Annotated in this window: 16 protein-coding genes; 8 read left to right on the top strand and 8 right to left on the bottom strand. The window is 72.1% G+C overall.

Translation table 11 applies throughout. The features are described from left to right. Positions 1–171 precede the first annotated feature (171 nt). A complete protein-coding gene (locus KUA19_RS39095; RefSeq protein ID WP_308167900.1) occupies positions 172–1,377 on the top strand; it encodes a glycoside hydrolase family 3 N-terminal domain-containing protein in 1,206 nt (401 codons plus the stop codon). 14 nt (positions 1,378–1,391) lie between these two features. Here the strand turns inward: KUA19_RS39095 and KUA19_RS39090 are convergent, their stop codons facing one another. Continuing rightward, positions 1,392–1,535 carry a hypothetical protein gene (locus KUA19_RS39090; protein WP_217404531.1) on the bottom strand — a complete coding sequence of 48 codons (144 nt, stop codon included), beginning with the start codon at positions 1,533–1,535 and terminating at the stop codon, positions 1,392–1,394. A gap of 292 nt (positions 1,536–1,827) precedes the next feature. Here KUA19_RS39090 and KUA19_RS39085 point away from each other — a divergent pair, with 292 nt between their 5' ends. Beyond that, positions 1,828–2,706, top strand: a complete 879-nt coding sequence (locus tag KUA19_RS39085) for an aminoglycoside phosphotransferase family protein (RefSeq protein ID WP_217404529.1) — start codon at positions 1,828–1,830, stop codon at positions 2,704–2,706. 40 nt (positions 2,707–2,746) lie between these two features. Here KUA19_RS39085 and KUA19_RS39080 read toward each other — a convergent pair whose 3' ends face one another. The 4 genes from KUA19_RS39080 to KUA19_RS39065 form a co-directional block, all read right to left on the bottom strand. After that, positions 2,747–3,376: a DUF899 domain-containing protein gene (locus KUA19_RS39080; RefSeq protein ID WP_217404527.1), complete on the bottom strand. Its 630-nt coding sequence runs from the start codon at positions 3,374–3,376 to the stop codon at positions 2,747–2,749. 104 nt (positions 3,377–3,480) lie between these two features. After that, positions 3,481–6,780 carry a phosphodiester glycosidase family protein gene (locus tag KUA19_RS39075; RefSeq protein ID WP_217404525.1) on the bottom strand — a complete coding sequence of 1,100 codons (3,300 nt, stop codon included), beginning with the start codon at positions 6,778–6,780 and terminating at the stop codon, positions 3,481–3,483. A gap of 77 nt (positions 6,781–6,857) precedes the next feature. Next, positions 6,858–7,307 carry a cytidine/deoxycytidylate deaminase family protein gene (locus KUA19_RS39070; protein ID WP_254550819.1) on the bottom strand — a complete coding sequence of 150 codons (450 nt, stop codon included), beginning with the start codon at positions 7,305–7,307 and terminating at the stop codon, positions 6,858–6,860. Beyond that, complete coding sequence (locus tag KUA19_RS39065; protein ID WP_217404523.1) at positions 7,304–7,993, bottom strand: RibD family protein; 690 nt, start codon at positions 7,991–7,993, stop codon at positions 7,304–7,306. The genes KUA19_RS39070 and KUA19_RS39065 overlap by 4 nt, the downstream gene beginning before the upstream one ends. A 198-nt stretch (positions 7,994–8,191) precedes the next feature. Between KUA19_RS39065 and KUA19_RS39060 the strand changes: the two genes are divergently transcribed. From KUA19_RS39060 to KUA19_RS39045, 4 genes are all read left to right on the top strand, one after another. Further along, positions 8,192–8,344: a hypothetical protein gene (locus KUA19_RS39060; RefSeq protein WP_217404521.1), complete on the top strand. Its 153-nt coding sequence runs from the start codon at positions 8,192–8,194 to the stop codon at positions 8,342–8,344. Between the two features lie 309 nt (positions 8,345–8,653). Then, a complete protein-coding gene (locus KUA19_RS39055) occupies positions 8,654–9,217 on the top strand; it encodes an RNA polymerase sigma factor (protein ID WP_217404519.1) in 564 nt (187 codons plus the stop codon). Next, positions 9,214–9,867 carry a hypothetical protein gene (locus KUA19_RS39050; protein WP_217404517.1) on the top strand — a complete coding sequence of 218 codons (654 nt, stop codon included), beginning with the start codon at positions 9,214–9,216 and terminating at the stop codon, positions 9,865–9,867. Before KUA19_RS39055 ends, KUA19_RS39050 begins: the two co-directional genes overlap by 4 nt. A gap of 197 nt (positions 9,868–10,064) precedes the next feature. Continuing rightward, positions 10,065–11,132: a hypothetical protein gene (locus KUA19_RS39045; RefSeq protein ID WP_217404515.1), complete on the top strand. Its 1,068-nt coding sequence runs from the start codon at positions 10,065–10,067 to the stop codon at positions 11,130–11,132. A gap of 94 nt (positions 11,133–11,226) precedes the next feature. On the opposite strand, the gene KUA19_RS39040 is transcribed toward KUA19_RS39045, so the two are convergent. Together KUA19_RS39040 and sigJ are read right to left on the bottom strand one after the other, a co-directional pair. Continuing rightward, positions 11,227–12,417, bottom strand: coding sequence for an NAD(P)/FAD-dependent oxidoreductase (locus KUA19_RS39040; RefSeq protein ID WP_217404513.1), 1,191 nt, complete (start codon positions 12,415–12,417; stop codon positions 11,227–11,229). Between the two features lie 114 nt (positions 12,418–12,531). Then, positions 12,532–13,476 carry an RNA polymerase sigma factor SigJ gene (gene sigJ / locus KUA19_RS39035; protein ID WP_217404511.1) on the bottom strand — a complete coding sequence of 315 codons (945 nt, stop codon included), beginning with the start codon at positions 13,474–13,476 and terminating at the stop codon, positions 12,532–12,534. Positions 13,477–13,597: 121 nt separating this feature from the next. On the opposite strand from sigJ, the gene KUA19_RS39030 reads away from it, so the two are divergent. Continuing rightward, complete coding sequence (locus KUA19_RS39030; protein WP_217404509.1) at positions 13,598–14,536, top strand: ATP-binding cassette domain-containing protein; 939 nt, start codon at positions 13,598–13,600, stop codon at positions 14,534–14,536. Continuing rightward, positions 14,533–15,282: an ABC transporter permease gene (locus KUA19_RS39025; protein WP_217404507.1), complete on the top strand. Its 750-nt coding sequence runs from the start codon at positions 14,533–14,535 to the stop codon at positions 15,280–15,282. The genes KUA19_RS39030 and KUA19_RS39025 overlap by 4 nt, the downstream gene beginning before the upstream one ends. On the opposite strand, the gene KUA19_RS39020 is transcribed toward KUA19_RS39025, so the two are convergent. Further along, positions 15,266–18,442 (bottom strand): ATP-binding protein, encoded by a 3,177-nt coding sequence (locus tag KUA19_RS39020; RefSeq protein ID WP_217404505.1) that lies wholly within the window; start codon positions 18,440–18,442, stop codon positions 15,266–15,268. The two genes, KUA19_RS39025 and KUA19_RS39020, sit on opposite strands and share 17 nt — an antisense overlap. Positions 18,443–18,680 lie beyond the last annotated feature (238 nt).

Here is an 18,680-nt window from a genome sequence, read left to right as displayed (position 1 = left end):
CGGCGCCTTGAAGTCCGATGTGCTCCACCAAAGCAGCCGTTCGGCCCAGTTTTGGCGAACATGGTTTACGCAAATATCTCGTCTGGTAACGCAATTCAATGCAAGGCGGTTCGGCGTCAAACCGCGCGGAAGCGGTGCCCGGCGACGCTGCAGGTCCGTAACGTGTACGGGGTGACCGGTGCCCGAATCACCCGCCGCACGCTGCTCGCCGGGGCGGGCGCGAGCGCGGTCGCCACGGGCCTGGGCGCCTGCGGGCCGGGTGGCTCGCCCACCGCCGCGACCTCGGCGCCGACCTCTCCGGCCGCCGCCGTGTCCGGTCCGACGGCCGCGCCGAGCCCGTCCCCCGCAGCCGAGGCCGCGCTGCGCAAGAAGATCGCGCGGATGCTGATCGCGGGGTTCCGGGGTGCGACGGTCGGGCCCGGCGACTGGATCGTGCGCGCCATCGCCGAGCAGGGCCTCGGCGGCGTGATCCTGTTCGACCGCGACCAGCTCACCGGCGGCAGCCGCAACATCGACTCCCCGCGGCAGGTGACCGCCCTGATCCGCGCTCTGCGTGCGGCCGCACCGCACGTGATCGTCTCCATCGACCAGGAGGGCGGCAAGATCGCGCGGCTGAAGCCGGCCAACGGCTTCCCCGCCACCGCCTCGCAGGAGGCGATCGGCGCTCGCGACTCGCCGAAGGCCACTCGGCAGTGGGCCGAGGGCATGGCGAAGACGCTGGTCGACATCGGGGTGGACTACAACTTCGCGCCGGTGGTGGACCTCGCGGTCAACCCCGACAACCCGGCCATCGCGCAGCTCGACCGCGCCTTCTCCGCCGACCCGGCCGTGGTGGCGGCCAACGCGGAGATCGCGATCAAGGCGTACCGCGCCGCGAAGGTGCGTTCCTCGGTCAAGCACTTCCCGGGGCTGGGCAGCGCCAGCGGCAACACCGACTTCGAGTCCGTCGACGTCACCGACACCTGGACCCGGACCGAGCTGGAGCCGTACCGCACGCTCATCAAGGACGGCACCGTGGACACGGTGATGGTCACCCACTTCCACAACCGGCAGCTCGACCCCGAGCTGCCCATGTCGCTGTCCCACGCGGTCGTGACCGGGCTGCTCCGCGAGCAGCTCGGCTGGGACGGGCTCGTGGTCAGCGACGACATGCAGGCCACCGCCATCACCAACCGGTACCGCCGCGAACAGGCCGTCGAGCTGGCCCTGGCGGCCGGGGTCGACCAGCTCGTCTTCGGCAACCAGGCGGTGTACGACCCCGACGTCGTCCAGGGCGTCGTCGGCACCGTGCTCGACCTGGTCCGCGCCGGAAAGGTGACCGAGGCGCAGATCGACCGGTCGGTGGCCCGCATCGACGCCCTGTGGCCGTCGAGATGACGACACTCCGCCGGTCACCGCACGACGCAGCCGGTGTAGACGTCCCACGACGCCTCCTGGACCTCGATCACCTCGTCGCACACCGTCGAGGTGGTGACCGCCGCGTGGGCCGGGGCGACCCCCAGCAGCGTGCTGCCGGCGGCGGCTGCGCTGATCACCAGTGCGGTGAGGACGGCACAATCTTCATGGCCTTGTCCTTCGCCTTGTCGGGCTGCGACACCCCTCGGCGTCGCGGAGAAAGCATCCGTTCGCAGCGCACCCCCGGTCGTCGGCAGAACTCCTCATCCAGGGCCCCGAAACCCTTACCCGGGCGTACCCGAAACCTCAGCCGACCGCATCACCGCGGGTGGCGGCCACTCAGCCGCGAACGCGCCCGACAGCCGCCCAGGTCGGCCAGGTAGCCGAAACGCGCTGGCCCGACCGGGCCGGATGCCGCTAACCTGCGCGGCGATGCATGAGAACGAGATCACCGTCAGCTCTGATCAGATGCGCCGCCTGATCGAGAGCCAGTTCCCGCGGTGGGCCGGGCTGCCGGTCATCGGCCAACCCATCGGCGGCACGGACCACGCCCTGTTCCGCATCGGCGACGACCTGGTCGCGCGCATGCCGCGCATCGACTGGGCGACCGACCAGGCCGACAGCGACAGCCGTTGGCTGCCCGTGCTGGCACCGCACCTGCCGCTGCCGGTCCCGGTGCCGCTCGGGGTGGGCGAGCCGGGTGCGGGCTACCCTTACCGCTGGTCGGTGGTGCCATGGTTGCCGGGCGAGAACCCAGCCGACGGGAACTTCGACCCGGACGCGGCAGCGGCCGACCTCGCCGCGTTCATCACGGCCCTGAGCCGTGTCGACACCACCGGCGGCCCGGTGAAGACCGGCACGATGCGCGGGGTGCCGCTGGCCGCCCGGGACGAGCTGACCCGCCAGGCCATCGCCGCGCTGGGCGACCGGGTCGACACCCGTGCGGTGACCCGCTCCTGGGAGCAGTCGCTGGAAGCCGACGCCTGGACCGGCCCACCGGTATGGCTGCACGGCGACCTCCAGGCCGGGAACCTGCTCGTGCACGAGCGCCGCCTCTCCGCCGTGATCGACTTCGGCGGCCTGGGGCTGGGCGACCCGGCGGTCGAGCTCATGCCCGCGTGGAGCATGTTCTCGGGGAGTTCCCGCGACCTGTTCCGCGACGCGCTGGGCTGCGACGAGGCGATGTGGCTGCGCGGTCGGGGCTGGGCGCTGTCGACAGCGCTGGTCGTGCTGCCCTACTACTGGGACACGTACCCCGCCATGGTCACCGAGGGAAAGCGGAAGGTCGCGGCCGTACTGGCCGACGGCTGAACGGGCGCGGCAGCCGTCGGCGACCGCGCCCGTAGACCCGTCAGCCGTAGGTCGGGTGCTGGGGCCAGCCGGGCGGCGAGTCCTCCCAGTCCTCCTGGCGGCCGTACGGCGTGAGGTCCAGGATGTTGTTGGCGAACAGCACCCGGTCGACGCCCCGCTGCGTGGTGTTGTAGGTGAGGTAGACGTCGTCGCCGTCGCGCAGGAACACGCTGAGCATGAAGCCGCCGCCCGCGCCGATGTCGTCGGCGAACGAGGTGCCGTGCGACGACACGAACGGCAGCGTCCAGCCCCGCTCCGCCTTGTACGCCTCGATCTGGGCCAGCGGCATGTTGGAGACGTTCACCCAGGTGACGCCGTCGCTGTTGAGATCCGCCAGACTCGCGGCCGGGATGTTGTCGGTGAACCTGGTGCAGCCGGGGCAGAAGCGGTTCGGGCCCCGGTCCATGAACTGGTAGGTGGCGAGCTGGGTGCGACCCTCGAACAGTTCGAGCAGGGTCTTCGGACCGTCGGGCGTGTCGAAGACGTACTCGGTGCTGAATTTGGTCATGGGTAGGCGACGGCGGCGCGCCGCGATCGCGTCGAGGGCCCGGGTTGCTTCCTTCTCGGCTTTGAGCAGCTCGTCGCGCGCCTGCTGCCAGTCTTCCGCCGATACGACCGGTGGTTTCTCCATACCCCCGATTCTCGTCCCGCGCACCGACAAAACGGCCTGTCGATCACCAATCGTGTCGACCGGGGCTGGTCGCCGCAAACAGGTCACGGCGACCAGCCGCCGGGTCAGCCCGTGACCGTGATGTTCGCGGTGCCGGTCACGCCGTTGACCGTGACCGACAGGGCGACCGTCCCCGCGCGCAGCGCGGTCAGCTCGCCGGTGGCCGGGTCAAACGAGGCGACATCCCACGGGCGTGCGAACAGGCGCGGACCGAGGTGCAACCCGGCCCCGCCCGACCAGCGAAGCGACGCCGGGTACGCCACCGGCACGGTCCGCCCGCCCGGCTGCGTCAACGTCGCCGTCACGTCGGCCGTCACGCCCCGGGCCAGCGTGCTCGGCGCCGCGACTTCCAGCCCGTCGACGTGCGGGTTGACCTGCACCGACAACTGGCGACCGGTGACGCCCCACAGCGACCAGCCGGTGAAGCCGCCGTCGTCGGCCGCGGTGGACGGGTTCTTGCCGGAGTTGCCGTTGACGAAGTACGGCACCCCGTCCACCCGCGCCGCGTGGAAGGTGCCGACATGCGCCCCGATGAACGCCGCGCCCTTGCCCGACGCCGCCCGGAAACCGGCCAGCCACCGCTCCAGCAGCTCCGCCTCCTTGCGGTCGTTGAGCTGGCTGGCCAGGGCGGGCGTCGGGTCGCGCGGCGGCACGTGCTGCACCACCACGACCGAGTCGACCGTCGCGTCGGCGGCGGCCGAGTCCAGCGCGGACCTCAGCATCCCGTACTGGTCGAACCCGGCGCCCCGGATCGTCAGCGGCGAGGTGTCGAGGGTGACGAAGCGGGTGCCCTTGTGGTCGAACACCCGCCGGGTGGCGCCGAAGACGCTCTCGAAGTTGGCGATCGGCCCGCCCATGATCTCGTGGTTGCCGGGCACGTAGTAGTACGGCACGGAGTCGCCGATCTCCTCGTCCAGGACCTGCTTGGCGAAGGCGATGTCGGCCGGGGACGCCTCGTCCACGAAGTCGCCGTCGATGAGGAAGAAGTCCGGCCGGGCCGCCTTGATCTCGCGCAGGGTGCGGCGGGCGTTGGCGACGATGTCGCTGTCGGGCGCGCGGGCGACGAACTGCGAGTCGGACATGACGGCGAACCGCCAGTCCGCGGCGTCGACCGCGCCGTACGCGGCGATCACCGGGTCCTGCACCCGCGGCTCCGGCGGCGCGGTGACCGACGGCGGCACCTTCGCGACCAGGTCGTCGACGATCACCTCACCGGTGTACTGGGCCGCCGCCTTGGTCTCCACCACGTAGAAGCGCCGCAGCTTCAGCGGGTACGCGATCCCGGCCGGGACCGGCATCTCGACGTAGCGCCAGCCGGTCCAGGTCACGAAGTCGCCGCGCAGCACCTTGGACTGGCCGAGGCCGTCGTAGAACTCCAGCGCGGGCCACTCCCCCTTGCCGCCGCCGTGGATCCACATGCCGAACGCCTGCGGCTGGCCGTCCACGGTGAACTGCGCCGGCGGGTTGGCGTACGCGGCCCGGGTGGCCGTGGACTGGGTGAAGTCGTAGCTCAGCCGCAGTCCGGTCCCGGTGCGACCGGGCGCCGCCGACAGCGAGCCGGAGGCGCGGGCCTGGCTGAACGTCCACTGCGCCGCGTCCTCGAACGAGGCGACCGGCACGTCGGTGAGGCCGACGGTGACCGCGACGGTGGTGCTGTGCCCGGAGACGGTCGCGGTGATCAGTCCGGCGCCGGGCGCCACCCGCGGCGTGACCGTGAACGTTCCCGACGCTCCGGCCTCGACCGCGAACAGGTCGTGGTCGTAGTCGAGCTTCACGTCGGCGGGTTCGATCGGGGCGGTGAAGCCCTGCCGGTCGGCGCCGACGACGCCGAACCCACCGGTCGTGGCGGTGCCGGACAGGCCGAGCCGGGCCACGGTCGGGCGCACCCGGTCCAGCGGTTGCAGGACGGTCACCGTGGCTCTGCCGGTGGCGGCGCCGCGCCGCGCGGTGACCTCGGCGGTGCCCGGGAAGAGCGCATGGAAGACGCCGTCCCCGCCCGGCCAGCCGACCAGCGGGTGGTCGGACAGCCAGAGCGGAGCACCCGTGGCCGGGCCGTAGGTCTCGTCGTAGCCGTGCGCGGTCAACTTCCGGGTCAGGCCGGGAAAGACCCGGTCGGGGCGGGCCAACGTGACCTGGTCGGCGCCGGGCGCCACGGCGGGGTCGGCGTCCGGGGCCACCCAGTAGCCGCGCAGCCTGCCGGAGCCCTGCGGCGCGTACAGCGCCAGGCCGTTGGCGACCGCGCGCTCCGAACCGTCGGACGGGCTGTTCTCCAGGGTGAGTTCGGCCTCGCCGGGCCGGCGCGCCAGCAGCGTCGAGGAACCGCCGCCGTCGATGTTCAGCGCCGTGTACGCCCCGGCGTCGGCCACCATCCGCGCCCACTGGGTCAGCCCGACCCCGGCGCTGTTGACCTGCTTGCCGTCCACGGTGAGCAGGAACATCCGCGTGCCCGCCCGGTCGAAGCCGATCGCGGTGCGCGCGGCGGGCGCGTTGTCGTCGAACGTCTGCGGCACCCCGTCCTTGACCAGCTGGAAGTTGCCGCCGATGGCCGCATGCAGCGGGCCGCCGTCGGAGGTGCGCGGCCGGTACGACACGGTCACCCGCTCGCCCACCGCGAGCTGCCGCAGCGTGGCGGCGCCGCCCTCGCGCCCGAGCAGCACGGTGCTGCCCTCCGGCAGCGTCCCGGTCCCGGCGCTCGACGAGACCGCGGTCACCACCCCGTCGCTGAGCAGCACCTCGGTCACGTCGGTCGCGCCGTCGACGGCGCGCTGGCGCGGGTAGGCGCCCCAGCGAGCGGTGAACAGGCCGACCCCGTCGGTGCCGACCCGGTTGTTGAACTGGGTCAGCGGCGCCGAGCCGCCCGGCCACGCGGCCGAGCCCTCGAAGTACACCTGTAGGAGGCGGCCGACGCCCTCGGCGCTGAATCCGACGGCGTTGTTCCAGCCGCTGGTCGGCGACTGCACCAGCGCGCCGTTCTCGACGCCGACGCCCAGCGCCGCGCCGGAGTTGTTGATGTCGAAGAAGTCACCGTTGATCGCGGCGACGGGCCGGGTGTCGCGTGAGGTCGCGGCGGCGGCCATGTGCCGGACGGTGTCGTCGGCGGCGACCGTGCCCGGACTCAGGTAGTCGATGGTGGTGCCTTTGCCGAGGTCGACGCTGAGGGTGTCGGTGCGCAGCCAGGCCGTGCCGTCCACAGTGTCCGTCGAGGTCAGCGTGATGCCGGGGGCGACCGGGCGGGTGGTCTGCGCTGTCTGCAGCGCGGGCAGCGGGGCGGCCGCGGCCGCCGGGCGCGACAGCGGCACCAGCGTGGCGGCGACGAGCGCGCCGACCAGCGCGCCGCGCGTCAGGAGTCGAGGGGGATGAGACATAGAAGGCAGTACACCCGCCTTCGGCGAACATTTTCAAGAGATTCCGTGTGTATGAAGGGAATCTTCTTGATGACCCCTCACCGACGGATCAGGTGTCCGTTGATCGCCACCACGTCGGCGGCGAACTGCGGCAGCTCCACCACCTGCACCCCGGCGGCGGCCAGCAGCTCCACCCCCTCGCAGTCGGCCAGCAGCAGGGGCTCGCGCAGGGCGAAGTAGACCCGCGGAATCCCCGCCCGCAGGATCAACTGCGTGCACGGCAGCGGACGCGAGGCGCGCACCGAGCACGGCTCCAACGTGGAGTAGATCGCCGCGTCGCGCAGATCCACTCCGGCCAGTTTGGCCAGGGCCGACTCCTCGGCATGGACGTAGGAGTCGGTCTCGCGGGAGTAGCCGTACGCGAGCTGGCCACCATACGCGTCGACGACCACCGCGCCGACGTTGAACGCGTCCGGGACCGACGGGCAGCGCCGCGACCACTCGATGGCGTGGCGCATGTGGGCGAGGTCCAGGTCTGTCGCGATCATGCCTGTGCTTCGTTCGTGAGGAGGTAGCGGAGGTACGCGCAGTCGCCGTTGCGGCCGGCGTCGGCCAACCGCATCCGGCGGCCGGGGCCGAAGGGGAAGGCGGCGTCGCCGACGAAGCGGGGGGCGGCGCTGTCGCCGACGAAGAACGGCGCGACCGACAGTTCGATCTCGTCGACCAGGCCCTGTGCCAGGAACTGGGTGTGGATCGTGCCGCCGCCCTCGACCATGAGCCTGCGTACGCCGCGGCGGTGCAGGTCGGCCAGCAGTTCCGGCAGCGACACCGGGTCGCCCGCGGCGACGACGTCGGCCACCCCGCCAAGGGTCGCCCGAGCCTGGGCCGCGACGGCGTCGGGCACGTACACGATCTTGGCGCAGGCGCCGGTGGTGAAGAACGGCGCCGCCGGATCCAGCGCGCCGCTGCCGCTGATGGTCACCTTCGCGGGCGTCTCGGGTTCGCCCCGGTCCAGCCGCTGCTGACGCAGCTCGGGCGAGCGGACCAGCAGGCGCGGGTTGTCGGCCCGGATCGTGGCGGCCCCCACCAGGATGGCGTCGACGGCCGCCCGCTGCCGGTCCACTCGGGCGAAGTCCTCGGGGCTGGACAGCAGCAGCCGGTGCGCGCTGCCGTCGTCGAGGTAACCGTCCAGCGACATGGCTGCCTCGAGCAGGACGTACGGGCGGTCGGCCACGGAGCGCTCCAGGGGGCAGTGGATGGGGGACGGACCGCCGCCACGCCGCGGCGATCGTCGGCGCCGGACCCCGCGGTGGCCCTGGGTTCCCTGGGCACCGGTCGCGCCGTCATGCGCCCGCAGCCGTGATGGCCTGCGCTTTCTCCGGCGCCGCACGTACGGATGCTACCGCAGCGACGCCCCCCTTCAGGTGATCTTGTGACGCACTCCCCAGCCTGGCGGCTGGCGGCTGGCGGCTGGCGGCTGGCGGCTGGCGGCTGGCGGCTGGCGGCTGGCGGCTGGCGGCTGGCGGCTGGCGGCGCCATGATCGCGTTCCTCGGTCACCATGTCGGCTACAGGGCGACCTTTTGACCGACGACGGCGATCATCGGCCGGAACAGCCCCGAAGATCGCGACCTCCGGTCACAACACTGCACAGTCCACCGACCCAAACCCACTTTCCGCCGCAACAGCCGATCACCGAGCAGAGCCAGTGCGGATCACGACCCTCGGACCGGCCGCAGCGCCGCATACGCCACGCACGAAAGCCCTACCTGACCACAAACCGCAGTCCGTAGGCCACGCCCGTGCCACCCCGCCCCCGGGCGGTCGGATGATGGGCGCCGCGTCCCGAGCACAAGCCGGGTGTAACCAAGGTGCGGCAGGCGGACATTCCCAGGCATGGAACCAGAGCACACGGCCGACAGACAGCGCTTCGAGGAGCTGTTCGACGCCCACTACGCGGAGCTGACCCGGTTCGCGTCCCGCCGGGTGGGCGCCGACGCGGCCGGTGACGTCGTCGCCGCCACGTTCCTCGTCGTCTGGCGCCGGTTCGCCGAACTACCCGCCGATCACCCTCGGGCCTGGCTGTACGCCACCGCCCGGCAGGTCATCGCCAACGAGGTGCGCGGGCGGACCCGCTGGGACCGACTCACCGCCAAGGCGGCCGGGATCGCCGACACGAGGGTCGAGGACCACGCGGCCCAGGTCGACGAGCAGCTGCGGGTGCGGGCCGTCCTCGACCGTCTCTCCCCCGCCGACCAGGAGGTACTGCGCCTGATCGAGTGGGACGGGTTGGAGGTGGCCGAGGCGGCGCTGGTCCTGCGGTGCAGCCGTACCGCGCTGAAGGTGCGACTGCACCGGGCCAGGCGCCGCTTCGCGCAGCGGCTGCTGGCCACCGAGGACCGCGAGACCGCGCCGGTCCGCCGTCCGTCCATCATCGCCGGAGGGAGCACCACCTCATGAACGACCGCACCGCCCAGGCCCTGGCCCGGCTGCGGGCCGCCGACCCCGCGCCCACCGCACCCGACCCGCGGCACCCGCAGGCCCGCGACCTGCTGTCCCGGGTGCTCGACAGCCCCGACACGGCACCACCCGCCCCCGCCCGCAACCGCCGCCGACTCGTGGTCGGCTTCGCCGGAGCGGTCGCGGTCGCCGCGGCGGGCGTGTTCGCCCTCGCCCAACCGGCCGCCGCCTACACCGTGGACCGCCACCCCGACGGGACCGTCGCGGTGGTCATCCGGCCGTCCCAACTGCACAGTCCGGACAAGCTCAACGCGGCGCTCGCCCGGGTCGGCGCGCGTACGACGGTGCTGCCGATGGTCCCGGCCGGTCAGTGCACCACCCCGCCCGACATCGACCCGGCGTTCCGGATGCCCGACGATCCCACGCCGGAGCAGGTCGCCGCCCAGATCGCCCGCTTCCCCGTCGACTACCGGCTGGGCGACGAGGAGGTACTCATCACGATCCGGCCCTGGCTGATCCCGAGCGCCGACACTCTCGCCCTCGGCTACGCCTTCGCCGCTGGCCCCGACGGCCCGACGACATACGTCCGCCCCGCCGTGGTCAGAACCATGCCCGGCTGCCTGCCCATCCCCACCCCGCCTCGCCGCTGACCCACCGTCCCGTGACGGCGGTCCGATGCGGACCGCCGCCACGTGCGCGGCGTTATGGACCGTGCAGTTTCGGGGAAACTGCGCTAAATCAGGCTCCAATTCGTGCAGTTTTCCTGAAACTGCAGCCTGCCTCACCGACACTGCTACTGGGATGATCGGGACGGCGCGCCGCAGCCGGGGTTGCTAGGCTCCGCGCCATGTTTGCGGGTGAAGAAGACGGCATGCTGCGGCGGATGCTCGACGATCCCGACTTTCCGCACCATACGGCGGCCGAGCACGCGGTCCGGTTCCGCGCGACCGGTGACGTGGCGGAACTGGTCGCGGTGCACGACGATCCGCATCCGTGCGGTATGACCGAGATCATCTTCGCGGTCGCCGGGTCGCAGCGGTCGTGGCTCAACTGGGTGCCGATGCCCAGCGAGGCGATCTCCAATATCGCGAGTGAGGTCGCCAGGCGCCGTGCCGAGGGCGAGGACCTGAAGATCACTGGTCTGGGGTTGTCCGCTGCCGAGCCCGCCAGTGCGGTCACCGCCTTCCGCCGGATCGCGGGCCCGGTCGAGATCGGCGTCGAAGCCTTCCCGCAGCCGGACATCCGGACGCCGGTCCGCCCCGGCCGGTACGCGGTCTGGCGTTACGAGGGCAGCGAGCCGGTGCCCGCCGTCCCCGCGCCGTCGGACGAGGCGGTGCGGGTGCTGCACGAAGTCGGCGCGGAGCCGTGGCCGTCGCTGCTGTCGGGGTATCTCAAAGCCGAGCCGCTGGGCGGGCTGCCGCTGGCGGACCTGCTCGGCCTGCTCGCGCACCTGCCACAGGCGCCGGACACCCCGCGCTGGCAGCACCTTGGCAAGTCGACGCCGTCGTACTGGTTCCGGCTGATGCAGCCGTGGGTGTGCCTGGGCATCCTGCACCACGCCAAGGACGAGCCGTGGGCCACCTCGACGCGGCGGCAGGTGCTGGTCGACCTCGCGTTCGGCATCGAGGACTGGGTCTCCGACGCGGCATTGTTCGCGCTGGTCACCGCCGCGTACCGGGAGCCGGAGCTGCGCGAGGAGGTGCGTGACCTGGTCCGTGCCCGGCTCGACGCGGCCATGGCCGCGAACAGGCTGGTCACCATCGAGGAGTCGCTGGCGCATCTGATGCTCGCCACCCCCGGCTGCCGCGCCGACGACCGGGCGGCGGCGATGGCCGTGCTGACCCGCCCGGATGGTGACGACGAGGGGGAACCGGCGCAGCCCGAAAAGCGCCGATGGTGGCGGCGCCGCGGCTGAACCGCGGCACCGCCGCCCGGCCATGGCTCAGGCGCCCCGCAGACCGAGCGGGTGCGCAATCGCCCCGCCCGGTCGCGCTCGCGCCACTGACAAGTCACGCCAGCGCAGTGGCGGCCGCGTCGGCCTCCGCTCGCATGACGGCACGGCGCCGGGTCGGCAGCCCGAGGGTGGGGTTGGCCACGCCCCAGGCAGCGCCCTTGCAGATCAGCTCCTTGTAGACGGCGGCGAACCGGCCGGTCAGGACCCCCTGCACGGCGCGATCGTCGGCGGTGACGTACTGGATCAGACCCTCAGCACGGCCCAGCGAGATGCACTGGTTGAAGTAGCGGATCGGCGTGGTCGGCAGCTTCCCTCCGGTCAGGCGCGCCGCGATCGCGTCGGCGGCCTGCCACGCCATCGGGACGCCCGAGGCGCACGACATACGCAGCGGCTTGCCCTCGGGGCCGATCGCGTAGGCCGCGTCACCGACGGCGTACACGTCCGGGTGCGAGACCGAGCGCATGGTCGCGTCGACCCTGATCTGGCCGGTGCCGGTGACCTCCAGCGTGGTCGCCGCCGCGATCGGGTGCACCGCGAAGCCGGTGGTCCACACGGTGACCGCGGCCGGGATGGCCTGGCCGTCGGCGGTGGTGACGCGGTCGGCTTCGACGCCGGTGACGGCGGCGTGCTCGTACCCGGTGATCCCGAACTTGTCGAAGACCTTGCGCAGGTGGGCCCGACCCTTGATCGAGAGCCAGTCGCCGAGCTCGCCGCGGGCGGCGAGGGCGACGTGGAGGTCCGGCCGGGCCTCGGCGATCTCGGTCGCGGCCTCCACGCCGGTGAGGCCGCCGCCGACGACGGCCACGGTCTGCCCGGCGTCGAGGCGGGCCAGCCGCTCGCGCAGCCGCAGGGCCCCGGGACGGCTGGCGATCTGGTACGCGTGCTCGGCGGTGCCCGGGACGCCCTGCGCGTTCCAGCCGCTGCCGAGGGCGTAGACGAGCGTGTCGTAGGCGAGTTCCGCGGTGCCGTTCGCGTCGCTCACCGTGACGGTCCTACGGTCGACGTCGACACCGGTGACCTGCGCCAGCCGCAGCTCGACGCCGGTGCCCGCGAACATCTCGCGCAGCGGTCGGGGCTTCAGTTCCTGGCCGGTCGCCAGCTGGTGCATCCGGACCCGTTCCACGAAGTCGGGCTCGGCGTTGACGAGGGTGATCGTGACGTCCTCGCGGCGCAGCCGCTTGGCCAGGCGACCGGCGGCGGTGGCTCCGGTGTATCCGGCGCCGAGGACGATGACGCGGTGCTGCATTTCCTCGCTCCTGTCTTTCGCGGGTTCGCCACCTGAACCGGGCGGCCCGCCGTTTGCTGACAGGAACGCGGTGTGAAGCACCTCATACCGCGGCCAGAAGGCGAAATACCGCGGTCAGAAGGCGTGGAACAGGGGCTCCCCGTGCTCGACCGTCGCCCAGTACGCGCTCGCCCGGTCGAGCTTGTCGGGGTTGACCTGGTTGCGGAACGCCGCGATGCCCCCGGCGGTCACCTCCAGGCACATGATGCCGACGACGCGGCCGTCCACCACCGCCACCGCCGCGGGGTCGCCGTTGGCGGTCCAGGCGTACACCTCCGGGGTGCCGCCGACCAGCGCGCGCTTGGACGCGGCCGGTTTGAACAGGCCCCACAGGAACTTCGCGACCGCGACCGCGCCCTCGAACGCCTTGGCGCGGGCCGGGACCTTTCCGCCGCCGTCGCCGATCGCGATCGCGTCGGCGGTGAGCAGGCGCACCAGCGACTCGGTCCGACCGCTGACGGCGGCCGCCAGGAACTCCTCGACGATCCGCCGGGCGGCGGCCGCGTCGATCTCCGTACGGACCGTGCCGTCGGCGACGTGCTTCTTGGCACGGTGGTAGAGCTGCTGGCTGGCGGCCTCGGTGAGGTCGAGGATCTCGGCGATCTCCCGGTGCGGGTAGTCGAACGCCTCGCGCAGGACGTACACCGCGCGCTCGTTGGGAGACAGGCGCTCCAGCAGGGTGAGGACCGCGTACGAGACCGATTCGCGCTGCTCGGCGGTGTCGGCCGGGCCCAGCATCGGGTCACCACCGAGCAGCGGCTCGGGCAGCCACTGGCCCACATAGGTCTCGCGGCGCGCCCGCGCGGAGGTGAGCTGGTTGAGGCACAGGTTGGTGAGGACCTTGGTCAGCCAGGCTTCGGGGACCTCGACGCGGTCCAGGTCGGCGGCCTGCCAGCGCAGGAAGGTCTCCTGCACGGCGTCCTCGGCCTCGGCGGCGGAGCCGAGCAGCCGGTAGGCGATGGCCTGCAGGCGCGGCCGGGCGGCCACGAACCGGTCGACATCGTCGGCGCGCAAGGTCATGGCCCCGAGCCTAGCCCGCGGTACGTCCGGACCCGATGTCGTCCCAGGCGGCCTGCCGTGTCAGGGGGCGTGTCAGAGGCGTGTCAGAGGGGTGACAGGCCGGATCCCGATAGTCGACCGCATGACGACTTCAGCGATCGCCGTCTCCGGACTGCGAAAAGCGTACAAGGACAAGGTCGTGCTCGACGGCATCGACTTCGACGTCCCCACGGGAACGGTGTTCTCCCTGCTCGGTCCGAACGGGGCGGGCAAGACCACGACAGTCAACGTGCTGACCACGTTGATGAGGGCCGACGGCGGCACGGTCCGCGTCGCCGGCCATGACATCACCACCGAGGCCAAGGCGGTGCGCGCGGCGATCGGCGTCACCGGCCAGTTCGCGGCGGTGGACGATCTGCTGACCGGGCGGGAGAACCTGCAGCTGATGGTCGACCTGAGCGGGGTGCCCGCCCAGGACGGCAAGCGGATCGTCACCGACCTGCTGGAACGGTTCGAGCTGACGGACTCGGCGGACAAGCCCGCGGCCACCTACTCCGGCGGTATGCGTCGCAAGCTCGACCTGGCCATGACGCTGGTCGGCAACCCCCGGATCATCTTCCTGGACGAGCCGACGACGGGTCTGGACCCGCGCAGCCGCCGCACCATGTGGTCGATCATCCGAGGCCTGCTCGCCGACGGCGTGACCATCTTCCTCACCACCCAGTACCTGGAGGAAGCCGATCAGCTCGCCGACCGGATCGCGGTGCTCGACCAGGGCCGCCTGGTCGCCCAGGGCACTCCCGACGAGCTCAAGCGCCTGATCCCGGGGACCCACGTCCGACTGCGGTTCACCACCGCCTTCGAACTCGACGCGGCCGCGCGGGTCCTCACCGACGCCACCCGCGACGACGAGGCGCTGACCCTGCGGGTTCCCAGCGACGGCGGCACCAAGTCGCTGCGGGCCCTGCTGGACCGGCTTGACGAGTACTCGCTCAGTGCCGAGGAGTGCTCCGTGCACACCCCCGACCTCGACGACGTTTTCCTCGCCCTGACGGGCCACACCACGGAGGTCGCGAAATGAGCGCCAAGTCCCACTCGCTGGTCATGCTGCGTCGCAACGCCAAACACATCGCCCGGAATCCGACCTCGGTGTTCAACGCCGTCCTGATGCCGATCATCATCATGCTGATGTTCGTGTACATGTTCGGGGACGCCTTCGACGTCGGCGTGAACTACATCGACTACGCGACGCCGGGACTGATGCTGCTGGCGGTCTGCTACGGGCTGGGGTCGACCGCCACCGCGGTGAACGCCGACATGACCAAGGGCATCATCAACCGGTTCAAGGTCATGGACGTCTCCCGTGGCGCGGTGCTGACCGGTCACGTCGTGGCCAGCGTGCTGACCAACCTGATCGCCATCGCGGCCCTGGTCGGGGTGGCCTTCCTGCTGGGCTTCAACCCGAAGGCGAGCCTCACCGACTGGCTCGGTGTGGTCGGCGTCATCGTGCTGCTCGCCGCCGCCGCCGGCTGGTTCACCGTCGCCCTGGGCCTGTCGGCGAAGTCCCCGGAGACGGCGGGCATGGCCGCCGTGCCGCTGGTCATGCTGCCCTTCTTCAGCAGCGCGATCGTGCCGGCCGAGAAGATGGGCCCGGGCCTGCGCGAGTTCGCGCAGTACCAGCCCTTCACGCCGATCATCGAGACCCTGCGTGGACTGGTCAACGGCGCGCCGTCGACCAGCGACACGGTGCTCGCCGTGGCCTGGTGCGTCGGCATCGCGCTCGTCGGCTACCTGTGGGCGCGCTCCACGTTCACGAAGCGAGCGTGACCGCGACCAGCCGGCCCCAGTCCAGCTGACTCCCCTCCAGCGCCGCCGCGGCGAACTTCGCGTCGCCGAGGCGGCGCCGCACTGTCTGCTCGATCCGGGCCACGTCCGGGTGGGACCGGTCCGGCAGGCCGCGCACCCCGGCACTCGCCCCGAGCAGCCGCGCGGCCTGCTCGTGCTGGTCGGCGCGCAGCGCCAGATCCGCGACCCCGACGAGCAGCTGGGCGACCAGGGGCGGGTGCCCCGTCTCGATCGCCGTCCGGAAGGCCGCGACGCGGTGTCCACGAGCCTCGTCGAGATCGACGGCAAGGTAACCCAGCAGGTCGTTTATCACCGCGCGGACGTACGCCCGCTTGGCGTCGTCACCCAGCATCGCCCTCGCCGCGTCGAGCTGCCGGTGCGCCTGCTCGGCGTCGCCGCTCCAGCGCGCGAGTTCGGCCTTCGCCAGGGCCAGCTCCGCCAGCGCGTACGGCCAGGAGATCCGCTCGGCGTGCCGCTGCGCCTGCGCCATGGCGGCCGCGCTCGCCTGCGCGTCGCCCGACAGCCAGTACAGCTGGGCCTGCCGCGACCGCATTGACACCACGTCCTCGTTGGCACCGAACTCGGAGACGACCGCGATCGCCTGTTCGTAGTAGTCACAGGCAGCGGCGAACTCGCCGCGCATCGCGATCCGGTTCGCCAGCTCGGTCAGGGCGAACGACATCCCCCATCGATCGCCGAGCGCCCGGAACTCGGTGAGCGCCGTCTCCAGAACTCCGTCGACGTCGCGGCCGTCGTGGCCGAGCAGCATCCGCAACCTGCCCAGGTGCAGCCGGGCCAGGGCGCGCAACCACGGGTCCTCGTCGGTGAGCAGCTGTTCGAACGCGGGGGCGGCCGCGTTCGGCGCGTGCAGCAGGCGCTCCAACGCGGCCACGAACCGCAGCGCCCGGTGGTCCTTCGGCACGCGCTGGCTGATCTCGTACGCCTTGCGGATCCACGCCTCGGCCTGGTCCTGATCACCCGGCCCCCAGGTCGCGAGATCACGAACGGAACGACCGGCGTGCACCCCGGCGTGTACGGCGCGCGCGTACACCACGGCCCGGCTCGCGTCGGCCACCTCACCGGGCAGCGCGGTGGCCGCCATGATCAGCTCGTTGCCCTCCGCCTTGTGCCCGCCCAACCACCAGTACCAGCCCGCCGCGGCGGCGAGCCGCATCGCCCCGGCCGCGTCCGTGGCCGCGATCGCGGCGCGCATCGCCGCGCCGATGTTGTCGTGCTCGGCCTCGAGCCGGGCCAGCCATGCCAACTGTTCCGCGCGGTAGAGATGCGGCTCGGCGGTCTCGACGAGTTCGGTGAGGCACGCCAGGTGCGCCCGACGGGCCTGATCCGACTCCCCCGCCTCCGCCAGCCGCTGCTCGGCGTACTCCTTGATCGTGCCGAGCATGCGGTAGCGCGGCGCCGTCTCCCCCTCGGCGAGCACCAGCGACTTCTCGGTCAGCGCGGTCAGCAGCTCGAACACCTGACCCGGCGGGACCGTGCCGCCCGCGCAGACCCGCTCGGCCGCCTCCAGGCTCGCCCCGCCGGAGAACACCGAGAGCCGGTGCAGGACCGCCCGTTCGGCGTCGGAGAGCAGCTCCCAGCTCCAGTCGATCACCGCCCGCAGCGTCCGGTGCCGGGGCAACGCGGTACGGCTACCGCCGGTCAGCAGACGGAACCGGTCGTCGAGCCGATTGGCGAGCTGGTCGAGGGGCATGGTGCGCAACCTGGCCGCGGCGAGTTCGATCGCGAGTGGCATCCCGTCCAACGCCCGGCAGACCCGCGCCATGGTGGCCGAGGTGCCGGCGTCGACCGCGAGATCCTTGCGCACCGCGCCGGCACGGTCGCGCAGCAGCCGGACGGCCGGAGCCGACTCGATCTCATCGGGGTCCGCGTCCTGCGCGGGCAGGATCAGCGGCGCGACCGGCCACAGCGACTCACCGGTGATACCGAGCGGCTCCCTGCTGGTGGCGAGGATCCGCAGCCGCCGGCACTCGCCGAGGACCCGGTGGGCGAACTCCGCCGCCGACTCGATCACGTGCTCGCAGTTGTCCAGGATCAGCAGCGCCGCCCGCTCGCGGACCGCCGCGATGACGCGATCCGTCGGCTCCGCGCCTGGCGCCTCGCCGAACAGCGCATCGCGCAGGCCAAGCCCGGCCAGCGCCGCCTGCGCCACGTCACCGTCCGCGCCCACGGCCGCGAGCTCCACCAGCCAGACTCCGTCCGTCAGGTCGCCGAGCAGCGTGTGCGCGGTCTCCGTGGCCAGCCTCGTCTTGCCCGACCCGCCCGGTCCGATCAGGGTGGTGAGCCGATGTCCGGCGATGAGTTCGCGGACCGCGGCGACATCGGCGGACCTGCCGACGAAACTGGTCAGCTCGGCCCGCAGGTTCGTCTTCCGGGTCTGCTCCTGCCGTCCGGTCTCGCGTCGCAGCAGCGCGACGTGCAATGCGGACAGCTCCGGTGAGGGGTCGACGCCCAACGCGTCGGCCAGGGACTCTCTGGTGCGCTCGTACGCCAGCAGCGCCTCGGTGTCACGACCGGTCGCGACCAGGGCCCGCATCAGCGCGGCCACGAGCCGTTCCCGCAGCGGGTTTGCGGCCACCAGGTCGGTCAGCTCGGTGACCAGCTCCGCGGCATGGCCGAGGCTGATCTCCGCGTCGAACCGGTCCTCCATGGCCGTGAGGCGAAGCCGTTCGAGCCGGGTCACCGCCGCGTCGAACGCCGGGCTGTCGGACAGTCCGACGTCCGCCATGGGGGCCCCGCGCCACAGTGCGACGGCCTCTCGCAGCAGGTGTACCCGCTGCGGATCGTCGTCGTTGCGGACCTGGGCTGCGGTGATGAGGCGTTCGAACCGTACGGCGTCGACGGCGTCGCGCGCCACGGTCAGCCGGTAGCCGTCCGTGTGCCCCTCGATCGATCCGTCCGGCAGGGTCTTTCTCAGTCGGGAGACCAGGCGGTGCAGGGCGTTCGTCGCGTCGGCGGGCGGGTGTCCACCCCAGATCCAGTCGATAAGCGTCGCTTTGGGAAGCACCCGACCGGGTTCGAGCGCGAGAGCGATCAACAGACCGCGCAGCCGCGAGCCCGGCACATCGGCGAGGGTGCCGTCGTCCGTACGAACCTCGAACGACCCGAGCATCCCGATCTTCACCCGGCAGATCTTGCCACGCCCGCCGGAGGAGCATCAGCTGCGAAGTGGGACCGCAGCGTCAGCATGCGAAACGGCATGTGCGCATCGTGGGCGGTCCACTGTCGGTGCCGGCGAGCCAGGTCACATGCCGAAACAGGCGGCTCGCCTCGCCTTCTTCGGCAGCTGCCGCGCTACGGGTCCGAGCGTGTGACACGGATCGCGTCTGTTCGCCATACCCAGCAAGCGTGGCCACGTCGGC

It is taken from the genome of Catellatospora tritici (assembly GCF_019083965.1).
Classification (GTDB): domain Bacteria; phylum Actinomycetota; class Actinomycetes; order Mycobacteriales; family Micromonosporaceae; genus Catellatospora; species Catellatospora tritici.
Note: the sequence above shows the minus strand (reverse complement) of the source record. Positions and strands in the feature narration are given on the sequence as shown.

Bases quoted from the DNA above. Each gene is read 5' to 3' on its own strand.
- KUA19_RS39085 (WP_217404529.1), top strand. From the start codon at position 1,828: ATGCATGAGAACGAGATCACCGTCAGCTCTGATCAGATGCGCCGCCTG.
- KUA19_RS39075 (WP_217404525.1), bottom strand. From the start codon at position 6,780: ATGTCTCATCCCCCTCGACTCCTGACGCGCGGCGCGCTGGTCGGCGCG.
- KUA19_RS39030 (WP_217404509.1), top strand. From the start codon at position 13,598: ATGACGACTTCAGCGATCGCCGTCTCCGGACTGCGAAAAGCGTACAAG.
- sigJ (WP_217404511.1), bottom strand. From the start codon at position 13,476: ATGACCTTGCGCGCCGACGATGTCGACCGGTTCGTGGCCGCCCGGCCG.
- KUA19_RS39070 (WP_254550819.1), bottom strand. From the start codon at position 7,307: ATGATCGCGACAGACCTGGACCTCGCCCACATGCGCCACGCCATCGAG.
- KUA19_RS39040 (WP_217404513.1), bottom strand. From the start codon at position 12,417: ATGCAGCACCGCGTCATCGTCCTCGGCGCCGGATACACCGGAGCCACC.
- KUA19_RS39055 (WP_217404519.1), top strand. From the start codon at position 8,654: ATGGAACCAGAGCACACGGCCGACAGACAGCGCTTCGAGGAGCTGTTC.
- KUA19_RS39045 (WP_217404515.1), top strand. From the start codon at position 10,065: ATGTTTGCGGGTGAAGAAGACGGCATGCTGCGGCGGATGCTCGACGAT.
- KUA19_RS39080 (WP_217404527.1), bottom strand. From the start codon at position 3,376: ATGGAGAAACCACCGGTCGTATCGGCGGAAGACTGGCAGCAGGCGCGC.
- KUA19_RS39050 (WP_217404517.1), top strand. From the start codon at position 9,214: ATGAACGACCGCACCGCCCAGGCCCTGGCCCGGCTGCGGGCCGCCGAC.
- KUA19_RS39025 (WP_217404507.1), top strand. From the start codon at position 14,533: ATGAGCGCCAAGTCCCACTCGCTGGTCATGCTGCGTCGCAACGCCAAA.